This window comes from Roseivirga echinicomitans (assembly GCF_001592935.1).
GTDB classification, from domain to species: Bacteria; Bacteroidota; Bacteroidia; order Cytophagales; family Cyclobacteriaceae; genus Roseivirga; species Roseivirga echinicomitans.
Genome location: NZ_LRDB01000023.1, coordinates 301,267 through 318,028 on the forward strand (window position 1 = coordinate 301,267; position 16,762 = coordinate 318,028).

Genomic DNA, 16,762 nt, shown 5'->3' on the forward strand with positions numbered 1-16,762 from the left:
TGTAAAATAGGAGATCCTTAGGGGCGTATTAGAAACCTGTTTTCTAATACGAAAGTAAGTCTTAGCTTTAATAATTAGAAATACCATTTTTATCAATAGTTAATAACCATGAGTTATCAGTTAGAATTTAGACACCTCAAGTATTTTATGGCGGTAGCAGAAGAACTTAACTACCGAAAAGCAGCCGAAAAACTGTTTATTTCTCAGCCTGGTTTGAGCAGGCAGATAAGCCAAATGGAAGAAGTTTTGGGAGTGAAATTATTTGAACGCACCAAACGAAAAGTCAGTCTCACCACCGCAGGAGAACATTTAATGCACGAAACGCTTTTTCTAAACAACCATTTAGCACGGGTTAAAAAGGATTTAAAGAGAATTGATTCAGGCGAACAGGGTGAAATCAAAATTGGCTTTATTGGTTCTGCCATGCAGAACGTAGTGCCCGACTTAATGGTGAAAATGAATGCACAGTTGCCCGAAGTAAAGGTGAATTTGGAGGAAATGTCGAATAAAGTTCAGGTTGAAAAACTAGAGAAGGGTGAGCTTGATTTCGGCTTTGTCAGGCTCTCCAGGGTGCCTGAAGAATTTCATATGCATCCCGTTTTAGAAGATACTTTTTCTATCGTGCTCCCCAAAAACCACCCCATGAATGCTCCGCAATTCAAGAACATTGCGCAATTGGCAGACGAGCATTTCATTCTATTTTCCAGCGAATACAGTCCACTTTACTATGATATGATTATGAGTATATGCGAGGATCAGGGTTTTACTCCCACGGTATCGCATAAATCGGTACATGCCCAAACCATTTTTAAATTGGTAGAACGTGGGCTTGGTGTGGCAATTATCCCGAGTGCCCTGCAGTATGGTTTTGATTTAGACGTAAAGTTTATTGAGTTGAAGAACATTCCTCAACGAACGACACTCTCCGTAATTTGGAAAACGGAAAACCGTAACCCCGCCATGTGGAAAGCGAAGGAATTGTGGTTTGGGGAGGTCTGAAAAATGAATAGACTGATTCACATTAATAGAAGGAAAAAAGAGGATAAATATACTCATAAGTTCATGCTAGCATTTACGTTAAACACAAAAATAGTGATATACTCTAATTAAATAACACAACGAGATATACCCAAGTTAAAAACAGAGTACATATCTTAATTAAATACTCCTAAGTTAATTCATTTTTATAGTATAGATTTTTAGTAAAAAAATTTACTATATTTTTTATTTTATTTTTCTTTTAACCATATTAAGATTTACCAAATTTATAATTTATGAAAAAAATCAAGGTTTTGCTCACTGTTGCTATTTTTCTAGGCGCTATGACGCTTCCCAATATTGAAGCGCTCTCACAAGAAGGCGGCTCCCTAATCTGTTATACTGGTAAAAAAGGTGAAGTCGGCACTTGGAGAGAAGGTGCTTGTATTGAACACCAAACCATAAATCAATGTGGTCAATGCGTACCTGGCCCAGTAGAATGAAACGCGCATTTACCAAAACAATAAAGGCCAGTTTTTCGACTGGTCTTTATTACTCTTTTATAGTAATTACTCTTTTATTTGGATTAACGAATTGTTCAGATAATAAGTCGAATTATGATATAAGTGGGGTTAGTTCTATAAGAATACGCATGCGAATTGATTCTGTTTCCTCCAATTACAACCAGCTATACCAAGCATTCTATGACGAAAATAAAAAACAAGAATTATTATACGTAATGAACGTTTTCACTAACGGGGTCGACACTTATAATTTAGATTCTTTAGTTCTTGAAAAACGTACATCTTTCGACATTAATGGGCCTGAGGCACTCCCAAGAATTGGTGCCTTTCATGTATTTAAGAAGGATTCTCTTTTGGTGATGTCTGCACAAAGAGTAGATGGCTTAATAGTTTCCGATAGCTCCACCATAAGCTTAGGAAAGGTATTGGGCTCTAAAAAGATATTTTTCAATCACCATACCTCCTCAATGACTCCCATTTTGGAATATAAACAAAAGCTGTTTGTTTATGGGCTACCGATTGGAGGAGATGCACCTGACTCTACAAATTATTTGGAGCTAGATCTTGTCCTAGATTTTGAAAAGCGCACTATTCAAAAGCTCTATAATGAAGACATGGAGCCTGTTGACAAACGATGGGGCTACCTACGTTATCATACCAGAACGATAGACGACATGGGTAGGATTATTTATTCTTTCCCCTTTACTTCAGAATTGCTGATCTATGACATAGAACTCGATAGTTTTTATACTCAGGATGTACCAAGCCAACTCATTGAAACCCCAGCTAAAATGCTCCCTTCAGGTGAAAACGAAACAAAACACTTTTTAGAAAATAATCACTTCGATGGTATTTTATTCGATAAATATAAAGGACTATACTATCGCTTTATCAAGCTTAGTATCAATCCGATGGATAATAACGGCAGACTAAAAAACGCCTTTCATCAAGAAACGGCAGTCCAAGTAATTGATAAGGCGTTCAATGTAGTAACAGAATTTAAGCTGACACCAGTTTGGCAATACCTCAGCAAGGATTCTTTTGTATCCAAAAGTGGTCTATTTATATCAGAAGCGAACAACTTAAATGGTAATATATCTGAAGACTCGCTCTATTTTACAGTATTTAATTTCGATCAACAAAAAATCAAATAAGTGATTAGGCTCTTACTATTATCGTTTTTCATTTTCTTTACTACCATTTCGTTAAACGTAAGCGGCAATACCCAAAACAGCTTCATGGTTGCTTGTCCGAATCAACAAGGTTTTACGGTAGCCAACAAACCTGGTCTCGTCTTTGGAATAAATGGACCAATAAACTCCGCGCAATGCGTTCGCATGTAATAATATACTTATCGCTTTTTTTGCTCACCTGCTCTTGTCAAACCGATGATGAGTCGAAGAATTATTTCAATTTAGAATCGGGCAGCGCACCAAAAACGAAACTAATCCGGATTGATTTAGATACACTTACCCCTAGTAGGCCTCATTACATACAACATTTCGAGAGTGAGGGGAACTCATACCTGGGTTGGGTGAACCCTATTCTTTCCGCAGTACAAGTATACAGTCTTAAAAATAATAAATTGGTCACTAAGCTGAGCAACCTACCATTGCCTTTACCCGATAATTCTAATTTGCATTTCAAGAAGTGGCTTCAACCAGAAGTTAGTGCATTTTTTCTTTGGAATGGAGACATTTACACGTACCCAAAAAATAACTATGGTGGCTCATTGGTCTACTCAACTGATCGATTTCAAAAACAAGACAGCATAAACTTAGCAAATGGAGCAAGTTTAAAGAGTATTGATTACACCTCTAATCCATTAACCGTATTAAATGACAAATTATATATCACAGTAGACCCACAGATAGATTTTAACCTTAAGGTTAATCCTGATAACGAGTTTTTTTGGCTCAAGTCTATCGATCTAAAAACAAATGAAGTTGACTCAATAGATATAGCTTTACCAGAGTTGTACGCAGCTCACTTAATCTGTCCATCTAGCATAATTCCATCAATAACCATAAATGGTGAAGATAACATTTTAATTTCATGGCCTCTATCCAATGAAATCACTTCTTACAATACCAGAACAAAGGTATTTGAAACTATTCAACTCAATTTAGGTGTATCGTTGACTACCCCCAATGAATTAGAGAAAATTGATGTAGTAAACTGTAACTCCTTTTACGAAAATTCTTATCAAATAGAGCTTATAAAGTTTGATAGCTACAAGGACTATTATTACCTAATATGCAGTTTACCCTCCAATTCAGGTGCTAATTCTAAGCCCTATTTACTTTACACATTGGACAGTAAGTTTAAAGTAATCAGCAAAATTGACTTAAACCCTGATACTTTTTATTTACAAGGCTTATTTGTTTCTAAGGAGGGGCTGTCGATCTCAACAAATCACATTAATAATCGCAACGTAAACGAAAGTTATGCTGAATTCATGGTTTTTGACTTTTAAACTGAGTGCTCTCTGTTTGCTCCTATTTGGCTTGGCTGTTTCCCTTAACCAAGACCCAAATCTTGACGATTATTTGAAAACAATAGGAGCAAATGAATCTCTAAAGGCTGGACATATATTGATATTAGACTACGGTAAAGAAGCTTATGTTGATGACCAGTGGATAGAAAGGTTTATCAATACGAAATATAATTTCAAAAATATTACATTCATAATTGTTTGTGATGGAACCAAGGTGATCAACGGCTTCATTAAAAACAGGAGCAATACCATCATATTAGATTCTACCATGGCTTTCAGAAATCACCCTATTTATAATGGAAGGACATTACTTTTCAAAAAAACTGATAAAAATCACGAGAGAATAGAAATTTTAATGGGGAACGCCTACCAAGAACGGCTTGCCCTTTTTCGTTCGATAAAGAGGACACCTATTAGGAATAGTAATAATTAGGACGCTAAACTTAATTGAGGTTTTAAACAACAATAAGAAAACCGCAATCCCGCCATGTGGAAAGCCAAGCACTTATGGTTTGGGGAGTAATGTCTTCACCAATTGATACCATAATGAGGCTTTCACTTTAGCTTCAAAAAGCCTACTTTAGATTTTGGTCAGGTCTAACTCAAAAAACGACAATATGAAAAATCACATCTTTTCTTTTCTACTCTTGATTGGCTTAGCAAGCTGTTCAGGTAATAATAATGCTGAGCAATTAAACAGCATTAACAACTCAGTATCATTTGAGAAAATAGGTGAGAAAATCTTGGAGATAGACAGCTTAAGTGATTACCGTTTATTTTTCGCCCAACCCTATAATAAAGATAAAGAGAATCTACTGCTTTCCTTCGCATTCAACTCCAAAACCATACTGGTATTTGACTATGGGACTGGAAAGACAATTGAAAGAATATCCTTCCCAAATGATGGCCCAAATAATATTGCCGGAACCATTGTAGGTTTTCAAGCTTTCTCTTCTGACTCTCTTATGATTACAACTAATCTAGGCCATCTATATGTGTCAAATTTTAATAGCGAAATAACCAAATTCATTGATCTTGATCCGGAAAGTATTCCAGGAGCACCAAGCTTTAGAGCAAATTCGTTCCCTGCCCACTTGAAAAACGATAAACTTTTACTTGATAACTATTTCATTGCAAACAAAGGCAGACCAATGAAAATATCAGTAGATCTAAAAAGTGATTCTGTGGAGTACTTTCAAGAAATACCAGAAGAACATATTGAAGGGTACTGGGCGGCAGGAAGTTTTGGCTACTCCACTTCTACCATCAATACAAAAACAAATGAGTTCGTCTATAATTTTCCTGGATTAGACTCTCTTTATATATGGAATAGTGATTTTACTCAATTGAGAAAGGAATATGCTGGCACATCACTGTTTGAGCATCCAATTGAAGCCATTTTTACTATGGGGATAATGCCAACTCCAAGAGAGATTGAGCAAAAACCTTTAACCAGAGGTATTTATGGGCATATATTTTATGATGACACAAAAGACCTCTATTATCGAATTATTGGACTGCCAATTAGCCAAACCCTTCTTGACTCCGATGATGAAATTAAGAGTAAAACAAGAAGGTATGCCGTTATGGTACTCAACTCCGATTTTGAAATACTTGGAGAATTCAAGCTTCCAGAATATGAATACATTATAAATACTGAAATGACCTTTTTCGCCAACGGAGGCATTCATTTTCAAAAAGAGAGTACCAATGAGGATGAAGCACTCATTGATATTTGGAGTGCAGTCCAATAGAATCTCCTAAAACGAGTTTGGAATCAGTGAAAACAAACTCGTACTAAATTCCACTATAACACTTCTATTTCCTCAATCACTAGTACTAGTGAAATTCTAATTATGCTGCATTTCCCCCTTGGTTCATAAAGTCTGGACTCTATATTTGCATTCTATTTGTAATAAGTCTAAATAAGAACAGAGAGAAGAAAGCCTGCTTTATTCTACTAGAACCCATAATAGCCCCATGAGAATCCTCAATAAAATAAAAGTAATAGTCTTGGCCATGCTGTTTATGGCAAGCTTAAACTTTGCCGCTGCGCAGGGTGACAATCCCTTTATTCAATCGAAATACTGGGCGGCCAAACCAAGCATAGAAGCCATTAAAGCGGAGATGGCCAAAGGTCACTCCGTGCTTGAAGCCAATAGCGGTGGTTTTGATGCCACCACTTACGCCATACTCAACTCAAACCCACTTTCAACTGTGCAGTTTTTGGTGGAGCAAGGGAATTCGGTCAACAAGAGAACACACGATTCAAGAACCTACATATTTTGGGCAGCTTCTCGCGCGAATATTGAGGTAATGGAATACCTCATGACGCAAGGAGCAAAAACAGACCTCCGAGATTCACACGACTACACTGTAGCTCAATTTGCAGCTGCGGGCGGTCAGCAGTCACCAGAAATCTATGATTTCTTTGAAGCCAATGGTGTGGATTTGAAAAGCCAAAAAACGACTGAAGGAAAGAACACCCTTCACATTCTTATTCCTCGCCTCACCAACTACGGCATGTTGGATTATTTCCAATTGAGAGGTTTCGACTTGAATGACCTTGATGAAAACGGAAACGGTTTGTTCAACTATGCCGCTCGTAGTGGAAACATCGAGTTATTGGAAGAGTTGGTTGAGCGGGGCGTAAAATACGGTGAGAATAAGGTGACTGGCGAAAACGCCATCTTGATGGCGAGCAGTAACAGTGAAAATACGGTGGCGTACTTCAAACACTTGGAAGACTTAGGCTTAAACCCTGCAGTTAAAACCAATGAAGGCACTTCTGCTTTACATAGAATTGCGGCTTCGAACACCAACCTAGCCGTCTACAATTACTTTTTAAGTAAAGGATTGAATGTGAACGATGCGAATGCTAACGGGAATACACCTTTGATCAATGCAGCAAGCAGAAACAACTTAGAAATGGTCTCTTTCCTAGCGGAGAAAACCAAAAACGTTAACCACACCAATAAAGAAGGGCAATCGGCACTGACGATGGCGGTAATGCGCAACAATGCTGAAGTGGTAGATTACCTTATTTCCAAAGGCGCTGATGTGAAGGTAACCGATAAGAAAGGCAACAGCTTAGGCCAATACTTGATCGGTGCATACAGCAAAAACAACAGTGCTGACTTTGACAAAAAATTGAAATCACTTCAAGCAAAAGGGCTTGATCTTAGCAAAAAGCAAGGCGATAAAAGTACCCTTTTCCATTTAGCGATTGACAAAAACGACTTGGCTTTACTGAAAAAGGTACATGCTTTGAAAATCGATGTCAACGCAAAAAACAATGAAGGAGCAACCGTTCTACACCTTGCCGCGATGAAAGCTGCTGACGATGAAATTTTGAAATACTTGATCTCAATTGGAGCGGATAAGAACAGTACAACCGAATTTGAAGAAACTGCTTTCGATTTGGCCCAGGAAAACGAAAAGCTAAGCAGTAACAAAGTGGATTTAGGATTCTTAAAAGCAAAATAAGATGTTGAACATACAGCAATTCGGAACGAAGATATTATTGATTGCAGGATCAGTTTTAGCCATGGCTTTCACCTCTGACATTGGCAGCGTGAAATACAAATGCTTGGTGCAAATGATTAACTACACTGGTGAAGACGCCTATGTAGCCATTTCATTAATGAACCCAGAAGGGGAATACGAACGCACTTTATATGTGCAAGGCGATGACAATGAATGGTACAGCGACATTAAAAACTGGTGGGCTTTTTCTCAAGGGAAAAACGAAAAACTCGATGGCATTACTGGTGCCAGCATTGGCAATGGAGAACGTCAGGTTTTGGCTTTCGAGATTGACGAAACCAAAATTGATGCCGGCTATAAAATCAGGTTTGAGTCGGCTGTGGAAAATCAGGAATATCATGTCACCGATGCTGAATTGAGCCTAAATGCAGAAAGCGTAAACAGTAAAATCGAGGGAAAAGGATACATCCGTTACGTTCGTATCATCCCAAATTAAGATCCATCACAAGTCTTTATGACCATTTCTTTTTGGAGATATAGCCACCTTGTTCTGGCTATATCTTCATCTTTATTCCTTCTTATCGCTTCCCTTACTGGGGTAATTTTGGCCTTCGAACCCATCATCGAAAAGGCGCAACCTTACCAACACAGTGGGGCTTCTGAGCTTACTATTACCGAGTTACTCCGCAATATGGAAGGTAAATACGAGGAAGTGCTCAGCATTTCTTCAGACAAAAATGGTTTTATTACGGCTTCTGTCATTGGTGAAAACGGAAGTGAGAATTTCTACATCGACCCCTTTACCGGAGAAAAAATTGGTGAGCTAAAAGAAAAGGCCGCCATTTTCAATTTCGCTACCAGCCTCCACCGTTCTCTTTTTCTAGGCACTATTGGTAGGTTCTTTATTGGACTAGCCTCGTTCTTGCTTTTCCTTATGGCTACCTCAGGTCTGGCCCTAATTTTAAGGCGTCAAGGTGGAATTAAGCACTTCTTTAACAAGCTGGTGAAAACCAGTTTCCTCCATGACTACCATACAATTTTAGGTAGGCTGGCGCTTATCCCATTAATCGTTATTTCGCTTTCTGGCACTTACTTATCGCTGCTTAGGTTTTCTATCATTCCTGAAGAGAACATAAGTCATGCAGTAGATTATGATGCCATTGAAGCCAGCCCAAAAATTAACACAGCCGACTTTGAGGTTTTCAATCAAAACACCTTAGAAAATTTCAGAGCAATTGAATTTCCGTTTAGTGATGATGTAGAAGATTACTTCCTCCTAAAGCTGAAGAAAAAAGAAGTCATCCTGAATCAATTTACGGGTGAAGCGTTAAGCGAACAGCCTTACCCTTTCGTGGCCCTGTTTTCTGAATTGGCCATGATGCTGCACACTGGGCAAGGCACAGTTGTTTGGTCCATCATTTTAGGATTGGCCAGTTTAGCCATACCCTTCTTTATTTATTCAGGCTTTGCTATTACCTTAAAAAGGAAGGCTGCCAGAATTAAAAACTCCTACTCCAAAGATCAGTGTAAGTATGTAATTCTTGTAGGTTCCGAAGGAGGAACCACACGAAAGTATGCCAAGCTACTGCACGACCAACTGCTGGCTGCCAACCAGACTTCCTTCCTCACCGACATGAACAAACTGAGTCATTTTAAGAAAATGGAGCATTTGGTGGTGATTACTGCAACTTATGGCCAGGGCGAAGCGCCAAGCAATGCGGCTCAATTCAAGAAGCTTTTCATTAAAGATTTTAGACCAAAAAACGATTTCTGTTTTTCAGTAGTGGGTTTCGGTTCGCTGGCTTACCCAGAGTTTTGCAAATTCGCTTTTGATACTGATGACCTGTTGGGGAAACATCCTTTAAGCACACAATTGCTCGAAGTACATACCGTCAATAATCAGTCCTTTGAAGCTTTTAGTGAGTGGGTAAATCCTTGGGCGGAAAAAGTAGGCTTGATCATTGAGCTACCGAAAGCCGATAAGCTCATTGCCCGAAAAAAGACACAGAAATTCACAGTGGTCAACCGTGCAATTTCTTCCAATATAGAAGACAATACCGCACTGATCGAGTTAAAATCTGAAGGGCCTCAGAAATTTGAATCAGGAGATTTATTGGCGATTTATCCAGAAAACAGCACTCGTGAGCGCTTGTATTCACTGGGCAAATCTAAAGATGGCAATCTCCTGCTCAGTGTAAAAAAGCATGAACTTGGGTTATGTTCTACGCTTTTGCACGAATTAAAAATAGGCGATTCGCTCGATGGTTTTCTACTTCAGAATAAAGCTTTTCACTTCCCTAAAAAAGCAAAGCGTACCATTATGATCAGTAACGGAACTGGCATCGCGCCCTTCTTGGGCATGATTAACCGAAACGGTAGAGCACATGAAATTCACTTGTATTGGGGCGGACGAACTGGACATTCCTTCGACATTTACAAAGAAACGATAGAGGGCGCCTTGGCCAACAATCAATTGGCGGTATTCAAACCTGCCTATTCCCGTTGCTGCGATAAAATTTACGTGCAAAGCCTCATAGAAAAAGACGCTCCATTCATTGCCCAAACTTTAAAAGCGCATGGATCAATTATGATTTGCGGCTCCATTACCATGCAAAAAGGAGTGACCCAAGCGCTCGATCAAATCTGCAAAAAGTATAACAATCAAAGCCTAAGCTTTTACCAAAACCGAAAGCAGATTAGGCTGGATTGCTATTAAACAAGCCTCTCTTTCTAGAGTGGATTAAGCACTCTCCAAAACACCTTCCCCTCAATCTTACTAGTATTTCGCTGAGCCAGAACTCATTTTGTTTTATCTTCGCAGCCTTAAGCGCAATGAAAATACTTAACAAAATTTATTCTGTCTACGGCCTCGTCATTTTTGCGTTGGTTTTCATTGTCCTGCTGCCCTTTTTTCTGCTGGCTATTTTTGTGAAGCCGTTAGAAAAAACTGCTGGTTTTCTCAATCATGTTTGGGCCAGATTGCTCTTCTTTTTTCTTTTTTTAAACCGTTCCAAAATTGTTTACGAAGAAAAATTGAGCCGAAAACAACGCTATATTTTCTGTGCCAATCACTTCTCTTTTCTGGACATCCCAACCATGGGACTCATCAACCATAACTTTAAATTCATTGGAAAGAGTTCATTGAAGAAAATTCCATTATGGGGCTATATGTACAGCAAGCTCCATATTTTGGTAGATCGCGATAGCTTAAGAGACCGACATGCCAGTTGGGTAAAGTGTAAGGAAGCTGTTGAAAATGGTTACAGCATTGCCTTTTTTCCCGAAGGTGGCATTATGAGCAAGAACCCACCAGAGTTAGCTCGTTTCAAGGAAGGGAGTTTCAAAATAGCTATTGAGGAACAAATACCAGTTGTACCGGTAACAATTCATAACAATCATCTACTTTTACCGGACAAAAAACCTTTAATCATGCACAGAGGCACCATTTCGCTTAAAGTGCACAAACCCATTTGGCCTAACGGCACCGATGATTTGGCAATACACGAATTGAAGGATAAAGTACGTTCGGTAATAGAAGAAGAACTGAAACTGACACACCATGCAGGTAGATAAAAAGACATTGCACCAAGTGGCTCATTTGGCCCGACTCAACATTATGCCTGAAGAAGAAACTCAGCTTTTGAATGACATGAGTGAAATTTTAACTTGGGTGGGGAAATTAGATGAGTTGGATACCGAAGGCGTTGAGCCGCTAACTCACATGACAGAAGAAGTGAACGTTTTCAGAAAAGACAAAGCTGAAATTAGCATTAGCCAAGAACAAGCACTAAAAAATGCTGCGGTGATGGATGCTCAGTTTTTCAAAGTGCCCAAAGTGTTAAAATAGCATCCTTGGAAAATAAAAAAAACCATCTTTTTTTTAAATACTTTAGCCATTTCACTTGGCTAACAGTAGCCATTGCAGGAATACTACTTCTATCTACCTTTTTCATAGGAGATGAATTTGTTTTACCATGGGTTATCGACACAGAATACGTTAAGTCACCCCTGTTTTTAGAATACTTTTCGATTAACGGAAAACCAATGGGTTTTGAGCTTGACCAGATTGTAATCTGGCAGCAGTTTAAAACCGGGCGTTACCTGTTTTTAGAATGGCCAGAATATTTACTGTTCGCAGTTACGCTCATCGGTTTTGTAGTCATTACAGTAACCATTACGTACTTGGAGCGCTACTGGTATATAATCTGCGCAGGCATTATGGCGTTTGTCTCCATTAACTTTGGTTTAGACGAACTGGCCATAAACGATCAGTTTTTCGGGTACATATTCATTGGCAGCTTTCTCTTCTTGAGTTATTATTTTCAAAGCATTAAACCCAACACCAGTTTTAAAGTTAGGTTAGCAGCATCTTTTCTCCTATTTGGTGGTTTCACTTTGGCTGTATTGTATTTGTCGCCTATTGCCCACCCTACATTTGTTTGGCTTTCTTACGGCCTACTCGCTCCGCTTATTTTATCAGCTTTGTTCATTTTCTTTGTCGCTGGAGATAATTTCTTTTATCTCTTTAAAATTGCTACTCAAAATGCGCCATCAGGTAAAAATGCCTTAACCCACTTTCTAGTCATTGGCGCAGTATACATCCTCGTACTTGTCTTGCTTTTTTTAAACCTCACTGGACAAATTTCATTAAACATCATTCTGATTAATCCTTACACCATTTTATTGGTATCCGTTGTTTCAGGCTATTTTGTTCTAAAGACCAAACTGGAAGTCGTTGAAGCGCAAATACCGTTTTTATTAATTAAGAATTTGCTTTACCCTGCTCTGGCAGCCATCACCTTAGCCGTAATAGCTTATGCTGAAATCACCGCAAACGATTCTCTAATCACGGCCATTAAAATGGTGATTGTAGCCCCCCATTTGGCTTTTGCTGGCCTGTATTATGTCTATTGTTTCATGAACTTTACACCAGACTTACTGGCCAATAAGCCCGCTTGGAAATTCTTTTTTAGAGGAGAAAGGGCACCATTATTAACTGCCAGACTTGCTGTAATATTTTCACTCATTGGTACATTGTTCTTTTTGGAATACAGACCTTACTACCAGATAAAAGCTGGGCAATACAATGCGTTGGGTGCATTGTCTGAAAAAATTGGAAACGATCTTTTAGCTGAGCAATATTATAAGCAATCCCTATTCTATGATTACTATGGCGTTAGGGCTAATTATGGCTTGGCCATGATTGAAAAGGCGAACGGAAACCCTGCTCAAGCCACCAAATTGTTTAAGGAATCTATCTTAAGGAGCGAAAACCATAAACCAGCAATGGCCCTTGCTCAATATTATTCCGATCAAGATCAACTCTTTAACAAGCTCCTTTCCTTAAAAGAAATAGAAAATAGATTGGAAGACCAAAGAGTCTTAAACAACTTGGCCATCGCTCACTATGAATTTGCCCATTTAGATACTGCTTTATTATTGCTGGACAAGGCCTATCAAAACCAATCAACTTCTGTCATTGCCAGTAACTTGCTGGCTTTAGACTTATCGCTCAAAGCAAGTCTCGACATTGATTCAGTACTGCAAAGCACTGCCAAATATGAAGATCTTCATACCCTTACGAACCGACAAGCATTTGCTAATGCCGTAAACATTCAGCCGGAATTAAAGCTAAAAATTGCTGCAGACTCTTTCTTATTACTTGATGAACTTTACTATTTGTACAATGCTGCACTTAATTCGAGTACAAGCAACAAAGCACTTATCGAGGTTTTCGACTTCTATTTTGCCTACCCTAGAAATGTAGCGATTAAAGATTATTTAATGTTAGGAAAGGCAATTCAGCTCTACAATTCCGGAGAAGTAAATGACACCTTTAATCTGTTAGACCAACTCATTGCTTCATATGGCCAAAACATTGGGCTTTACAGCTATATGAAAGCCATTTGGGCTTATCAACAAGGGGCGTATGAACTCAGCTTTGTATTTCTAGGTGAAGCGCAATCTTATAACTTCGACCGAAACATTATTGCCACTACCTATTCGGACTTTCTTGCTAAAACCATCGACCAACCCTCCACTGGGCTTCAGCAGAAATTAAAGAAATTCGAAAACCAGCAAGACGACTTATCTGAAGATGAAAAAAAAGAATTCCTATTCGACTTGGCCAGTGAAAACGCTTTTGATCAGACAGGAACCCTTAAGGCGATAGAATCGCTCAAAGCAATGGATACCACTCCAGAAAAAATCTACGAATTACTTCAGCAAGCAGTAACGGTAAACAAAAGGAGTGTACTTTTATATGAAGCCTACATTTATCAGACATTAGATGTGGGACTTTCATTTTTCGGGAACTCGGCCTTAGAAACATTATCAACTTTTGCTAGTAAAGACGAATTTGAGAAAGTCAAAAAACAATTCGAGCAAAGAGAAAAGCTTATTCAGCAAAGGGCTCTTAACCTGAACGATTGAATTGACTCGACAATAAGCCCTTCAATCCATTTGAGTATCCGCTCAAGGAATAAATATTGATAGCCGCTCTAGATTGCGTTGTTTTGTTTGTTGATTCCGATGAATTATTGAGCTGGGATTAAACTTTTGATTATTTTTTTAGTCTTGATTTAAACTTTATTGAACATACATCCGTCATACGAATATGAAAACAGTAATCAGTACAACAGATATTTCTAGAATTTATCAAATGGGAAGCGAAACTATTCGCGCCCTGAAATCGGTAACTATTGAAATTAAACAAGGAGAGTATGTTTCTTTCATGGGGCCGTCTGGTTCTGGTAAATCTACCTTGATGAACATGATCGGCTGTCTTGATACACCTTCTGGGGGACGCTATGTTCTGAACGGAATGGATGTGAGTGACATGACTGAAAATGAATTGGCCGAAGTTCGAAACAAAGAAATTGGCTTCGTTTTCCAAACGTTTAACCTTTTGCCTCGTGCAAGCTCATTAGAGAACGTTGCACTTCCTTTGATTTATGCTGGCTACAGCAAATCTGAAAGGGAAGAAAAAGCATTACAAGCCTTAGACGGTGTTGGATTGAAGGATAGAGCACATCACAGGCCTAACGAACTTTCAGGTGGTCAGCGTCAAAGAGTTGCAATTGCAAGAGCATTGGTAAACAATCCTTCAATCCTTTTGGCCGATGAGCCAACTGGTAACCTTGATTCCAAAACTTCTTATGATATTATGGACTTGTTTGCCAAACTACACGACTCAGGCAACACTATTATCATGGTAACACACGAAGATGACATTGCTCAGTATTCTCACAGAATTGTTAGAATGCGAGATGGTTTGATTGAAACCGATACAATCAACGAAAACCCTACCAGGGGTAATCCTATAAAAGAAGCGGCTGAAAGAGCAGCAGCTGAAGCAGCGGCAGCACACTAATTTTGGTGAAGATTTGAAGATTTATACAAAAACAGGAGATTCAGGCACCACCTCATTATTGGGTGGTGCTCGTGTTTCTAAGGCACACCTCCGAATCGAAGCTTACGGAACAGTAGACGAACTCAACTCATTTTTAGGAGTACTTCGTGACCAACCTGTGAATGAAAAGAGGCTGGATCTACTTAAAGAAATTCAAGACAGACTTTTCACCCTTGGGGCCGAACTGGCGACAGAGCCCGGAAAAGACAAAGTGGTGAAGCCGGACCTTCTTCCTTCCGACATTGAGTTACTTGAAAAAGAAATGGACGAGATGGAAAAATATCTTGAGCCATTAAAGAACTTCATACTACCAGGTGGTCATCCATCAGTTTCATTCGCCCATGTTGCCCGTTGTGTTTGTCGCAGGGCCGAACGTATTTGTATTGCCTTAAATGACGAATCACCAGTGGATGGCTTAGTGATTCAGTACCTTAATCGTCTTTCAGACTTCTTCTTTATGTTGGGAAGAAAAATGGCACAAGAGCTTGGTATCGAAGAGGTAAAGTGGGAACCTAGAAAAAATAAGTAAGTATTTACTTATTTTGAGGTTTAGAATCACATTTCGAGAAACTCGATAAAAACACCTTTCTTTTTGAATGCAGAGAAATTAAACAACATTATATTCTTCAATAATTAATTATAAGAAATAATATTCTGTATAACTAATTGCAAATGCCCGTAATTAGAACATTTCACGGTTTCAACCTATTTGATCCAACCTTGAATTTTCGTAAATTTGATCTCATTTCCCCTTAACCATTAGTATATGACAGATACAATTGATATTTCCATAAACAAGGTAAGTCAATCCAACATTGGCACCCTTGATGTTCACAATATCCCATTTGCGAAGATTTATTCTGATCATATGTTTGAGGCTGATTATAGGGATGGAGAATGGAAAAATTTCAGAATTGTACCTTATCAGAACATTTCAGTAAGTCCAGCAAATAATACCTTGCATTATGCCATCACGGTATTTGAAGGTATGAAAGCTTACAAAAATGAAGATGGCGAAGTATTACTTTTCAGACCAGAGGCCAACGCCAAAAGGTTAAATATTTCTGCCGAAAGAATGTGTATTCCTGAATTGCCAGAAGAGCTTTTCATGGAAGCCTTAACAACACTAATCAAACTTGATAGCCAATGGGTGCCTTCAGTACCTGGCACTTCTTTATACATTCGTCCTTTCATTTTTGCAACGGACGAATACATTGGAATTAGACCTTCCGATACTTTCAAGTTTATGATTATCACTTGCCCAGTGGGTGCCTATTATTCTGCTCCAGTCAATGTGAAAATTGAGACTAAGTTTTCAAGAGCTTTCCAAGGAGGAACTGGTTTTGCCAAAGCAGGTGGAAACTACGCTGCCAGCCTTTATCCGGCAAAAATGGCCAAAGCCCAAGGTTTCGACCAGTTGATTTGGACGGATGCTGAAACACACCAATATATTGAAGAATCAGGCACAATGAACGTAATGTTCATTATTGATAATACTATAATCACTGCTCCTGCGAGTGGAACCATTCTAAAAGGAATCACCAGAGACAGCGTATTGACCTTAGCGCGCGATTGGGGCATGAAGATAGAAGAACGTAAGGTAACTGTGAAAGAAATCGTTGAGGCGGCTAAAAACGGCACGCTTCAAGAAGCTTTTGGGGTTGGTACTGCCGCTACTATTGCACATATCGCTCGCATTGGCTTCGAAGATGAAGTCTATGATTTGGGCCCAATAGAAGAAAGAGAATTTTCTAATAAAGTACTTTTCGAACTAGATAGAATTAAAACAGGTAAGGTAGAAGATAAATTTAATTGGACCCTAAAGGTTTAATTTAACATTCCTTAACCAGTTTTTTTCTTTAATTG

At 38.8% G+C, this 16,762-nt stretch carries 15 protein-coding genes; all 15 read left to right on the forward strand.

Annotation, left to right across the window (positions count from 1 at the left end):
- Positions 1–108: 108 nt before the first annotated feature.
- The 15 genes from AWN68_RS12650 (at position 109) to AWN68_RS12720 (ending at position 16,727) form a co-directional block, all read left to right on the forward strand.
- Positions 109–999 carry a LysR family transcriptional regulator gene (locus AWN68_RS12650; RefSeq protein WP_068416221.1) on the forward strand — a complete coding sequence of 297 codons (891 nt, stop codon included), beginning with the start codon at positions 109–111 and terminating at the stop codon, positions 997–999.
- 275 nt (positions 1,000–1,274) lie between these two features.
- On the forward strand, positions 1,275–1,481 hold the full coding sequence (locus AWN68_RS12655) for a hypothetical protein (RefSeq protein WP_068416222.1): 207 nt from the start codon (positions 1,275–1,277) through the stop codon (positions 1,479–1,481).
- A 149-nt stretch (positions 1,482–1,630) separates the two neighbouring features.
- Entirely contained in the window at positions 1,631–2,656 is a 1,026-nt protein-coding gene (locus tag AWN68_RS12660; RefSeq protein ID WP_068416223.1) for a DUF4221 family protein, read from the forward strand.
- Positions 2,657–2,829: 173 nt separating this feature from the next.
- Entirely contained in the window at positions 2,830–3,978 is a 1,149-nt protein-coding gene (locus AWN68_RS12665; protein ID WP_068416229.1) for a hypothetical protein, read from the forward strand.
- 16 nt (positions 3,979–3,994) lie between these two features.
- Positions 3,995–4,432, forward strand: coding sequence for a hypothetical protein (locus AWN68_RS12670; RefSeq protein WP_157716199.1), 438 nt, complete (start codon positions 3,995–3,997; stop codon positions 4,430–4,432).
- 184 nt (positions 4,433–4,616) lie between these two features.
- Positions 4,617–5,753: a DUF4221 family protein gene (locus AWN68_RS12675; protein WP_068416232.1), complete on the forward strand. Its 1,137-nt coding sequence runs from the start codon at positions 4,617–4,619 to the stop codon at positions 5,751–5,753.
- A gap of 226 nt (positions 5,754–5,979) precedes the next feature.
- Complete coding sequence (locus tag AWN68_RS12680) at positions 5,980–7,485, forward strand: ankyrin repeat domain-containing protein (protein ID WP_068416233.1); 1,506 nt, start codon at positions 5,980–5,982, stop codon at positions 7,483–7,485.
- A gap of 1 nt (position 7,486) precedes the next feature.
- Positions 7,487–7,981: a DUF2271 domain-containing protein gene (locus tag AWN68_RS12685; protein WP_068416235.1), complete on the forward strand. Its 495-nt coding sequence runs from the start codon at positions 7,487–7,489 to the stop codon at positions 7,979–7,981.
- Between the two features lie 18 nt (positions 7,982–7,999).
- Positions 8,000–10,201, forward strand: coding sequence for a PepSY domain-containing protein (locus tag AWN68_RS12690; protein WP_068416237.1), 2,202 nt, complete (start codon positions 8,000–8,002; stop codon positions 10,199–10,201).
- 116 nt (positions 10,202–10,317) lie between these two features.
- Entirely contained in the window at positions 10,318–11,058 is a 741-nt protein-coding gene (locus AWN68_RS12695; protein ID WP_068416244.1) for a lysophospholipid acyltransferase family protein, read from the forward strand.
- Entirely contained in the window at positions 11,045–11,332 is a 288-nt protein-coding gene (gatC, locus tag AWN68_RS12700; protein WP_068416246.1) for an Asp-tRNA(Asn)/Glu-tRNA(Gln) amidotransferase subunit GatC, read from the forward strand. Before AWN68_RS12695 ends, gatC begins: the two co-directional genes overlap by 14 nt.
- 5 nt (positions 11,333–11,337) lie before the next feature.
- On the forward strand, positions 11,338–13,917 hold the full coding sequence (locus tag AWN68_RS12705; RefSeq protein WP_068416249.1) for a tetratricopeptide repeat protein: 2,580 nt from the start codon (positions 11,338–11,340) through the stop codon (positions 13,915–13,917).
- A gap of 184 nt (positions 13,918–14,101) precedes the next feature.
- Entirely contained in the window at positions 14,102–14,857 is a 756-nt protein-coding gene (locus AWN68_RS12710) for an ABC transporter ATP-binding protein (protein WP_068416250.1), read from the forward strand.
- 13 nt (positions 14,858–14,870) lie between these two features.
- The gene (locus AWN68_RS12715) at positions 14,871–15,425 is read left to right on the forward strand and encodes a cob(I)yrinic acid a,c-diamide adenosyltransferase (protein WP_068416251.1); all 555 of its coding nucleotides are present in this window, start codon (positions 14,871–14,873) and stop codon (positions 15,423–15,425) included.
- A gap of 237 nt (positions 15,426–15,662) precedes the next feature.
- Positions 15,663–16,727 (forward strand): branched-chain amino acid aminotransferase, encoded by a 1,065-nt coding sequence (locus AWN68_RS12720; protein WP_068416254.1) that lies wholly within the window; start codon positions 15,663–15,665, stop codon positions 16,725–16,727.
- Positions 16,728–16,762 lie beyond the last annotated feature (35 nt).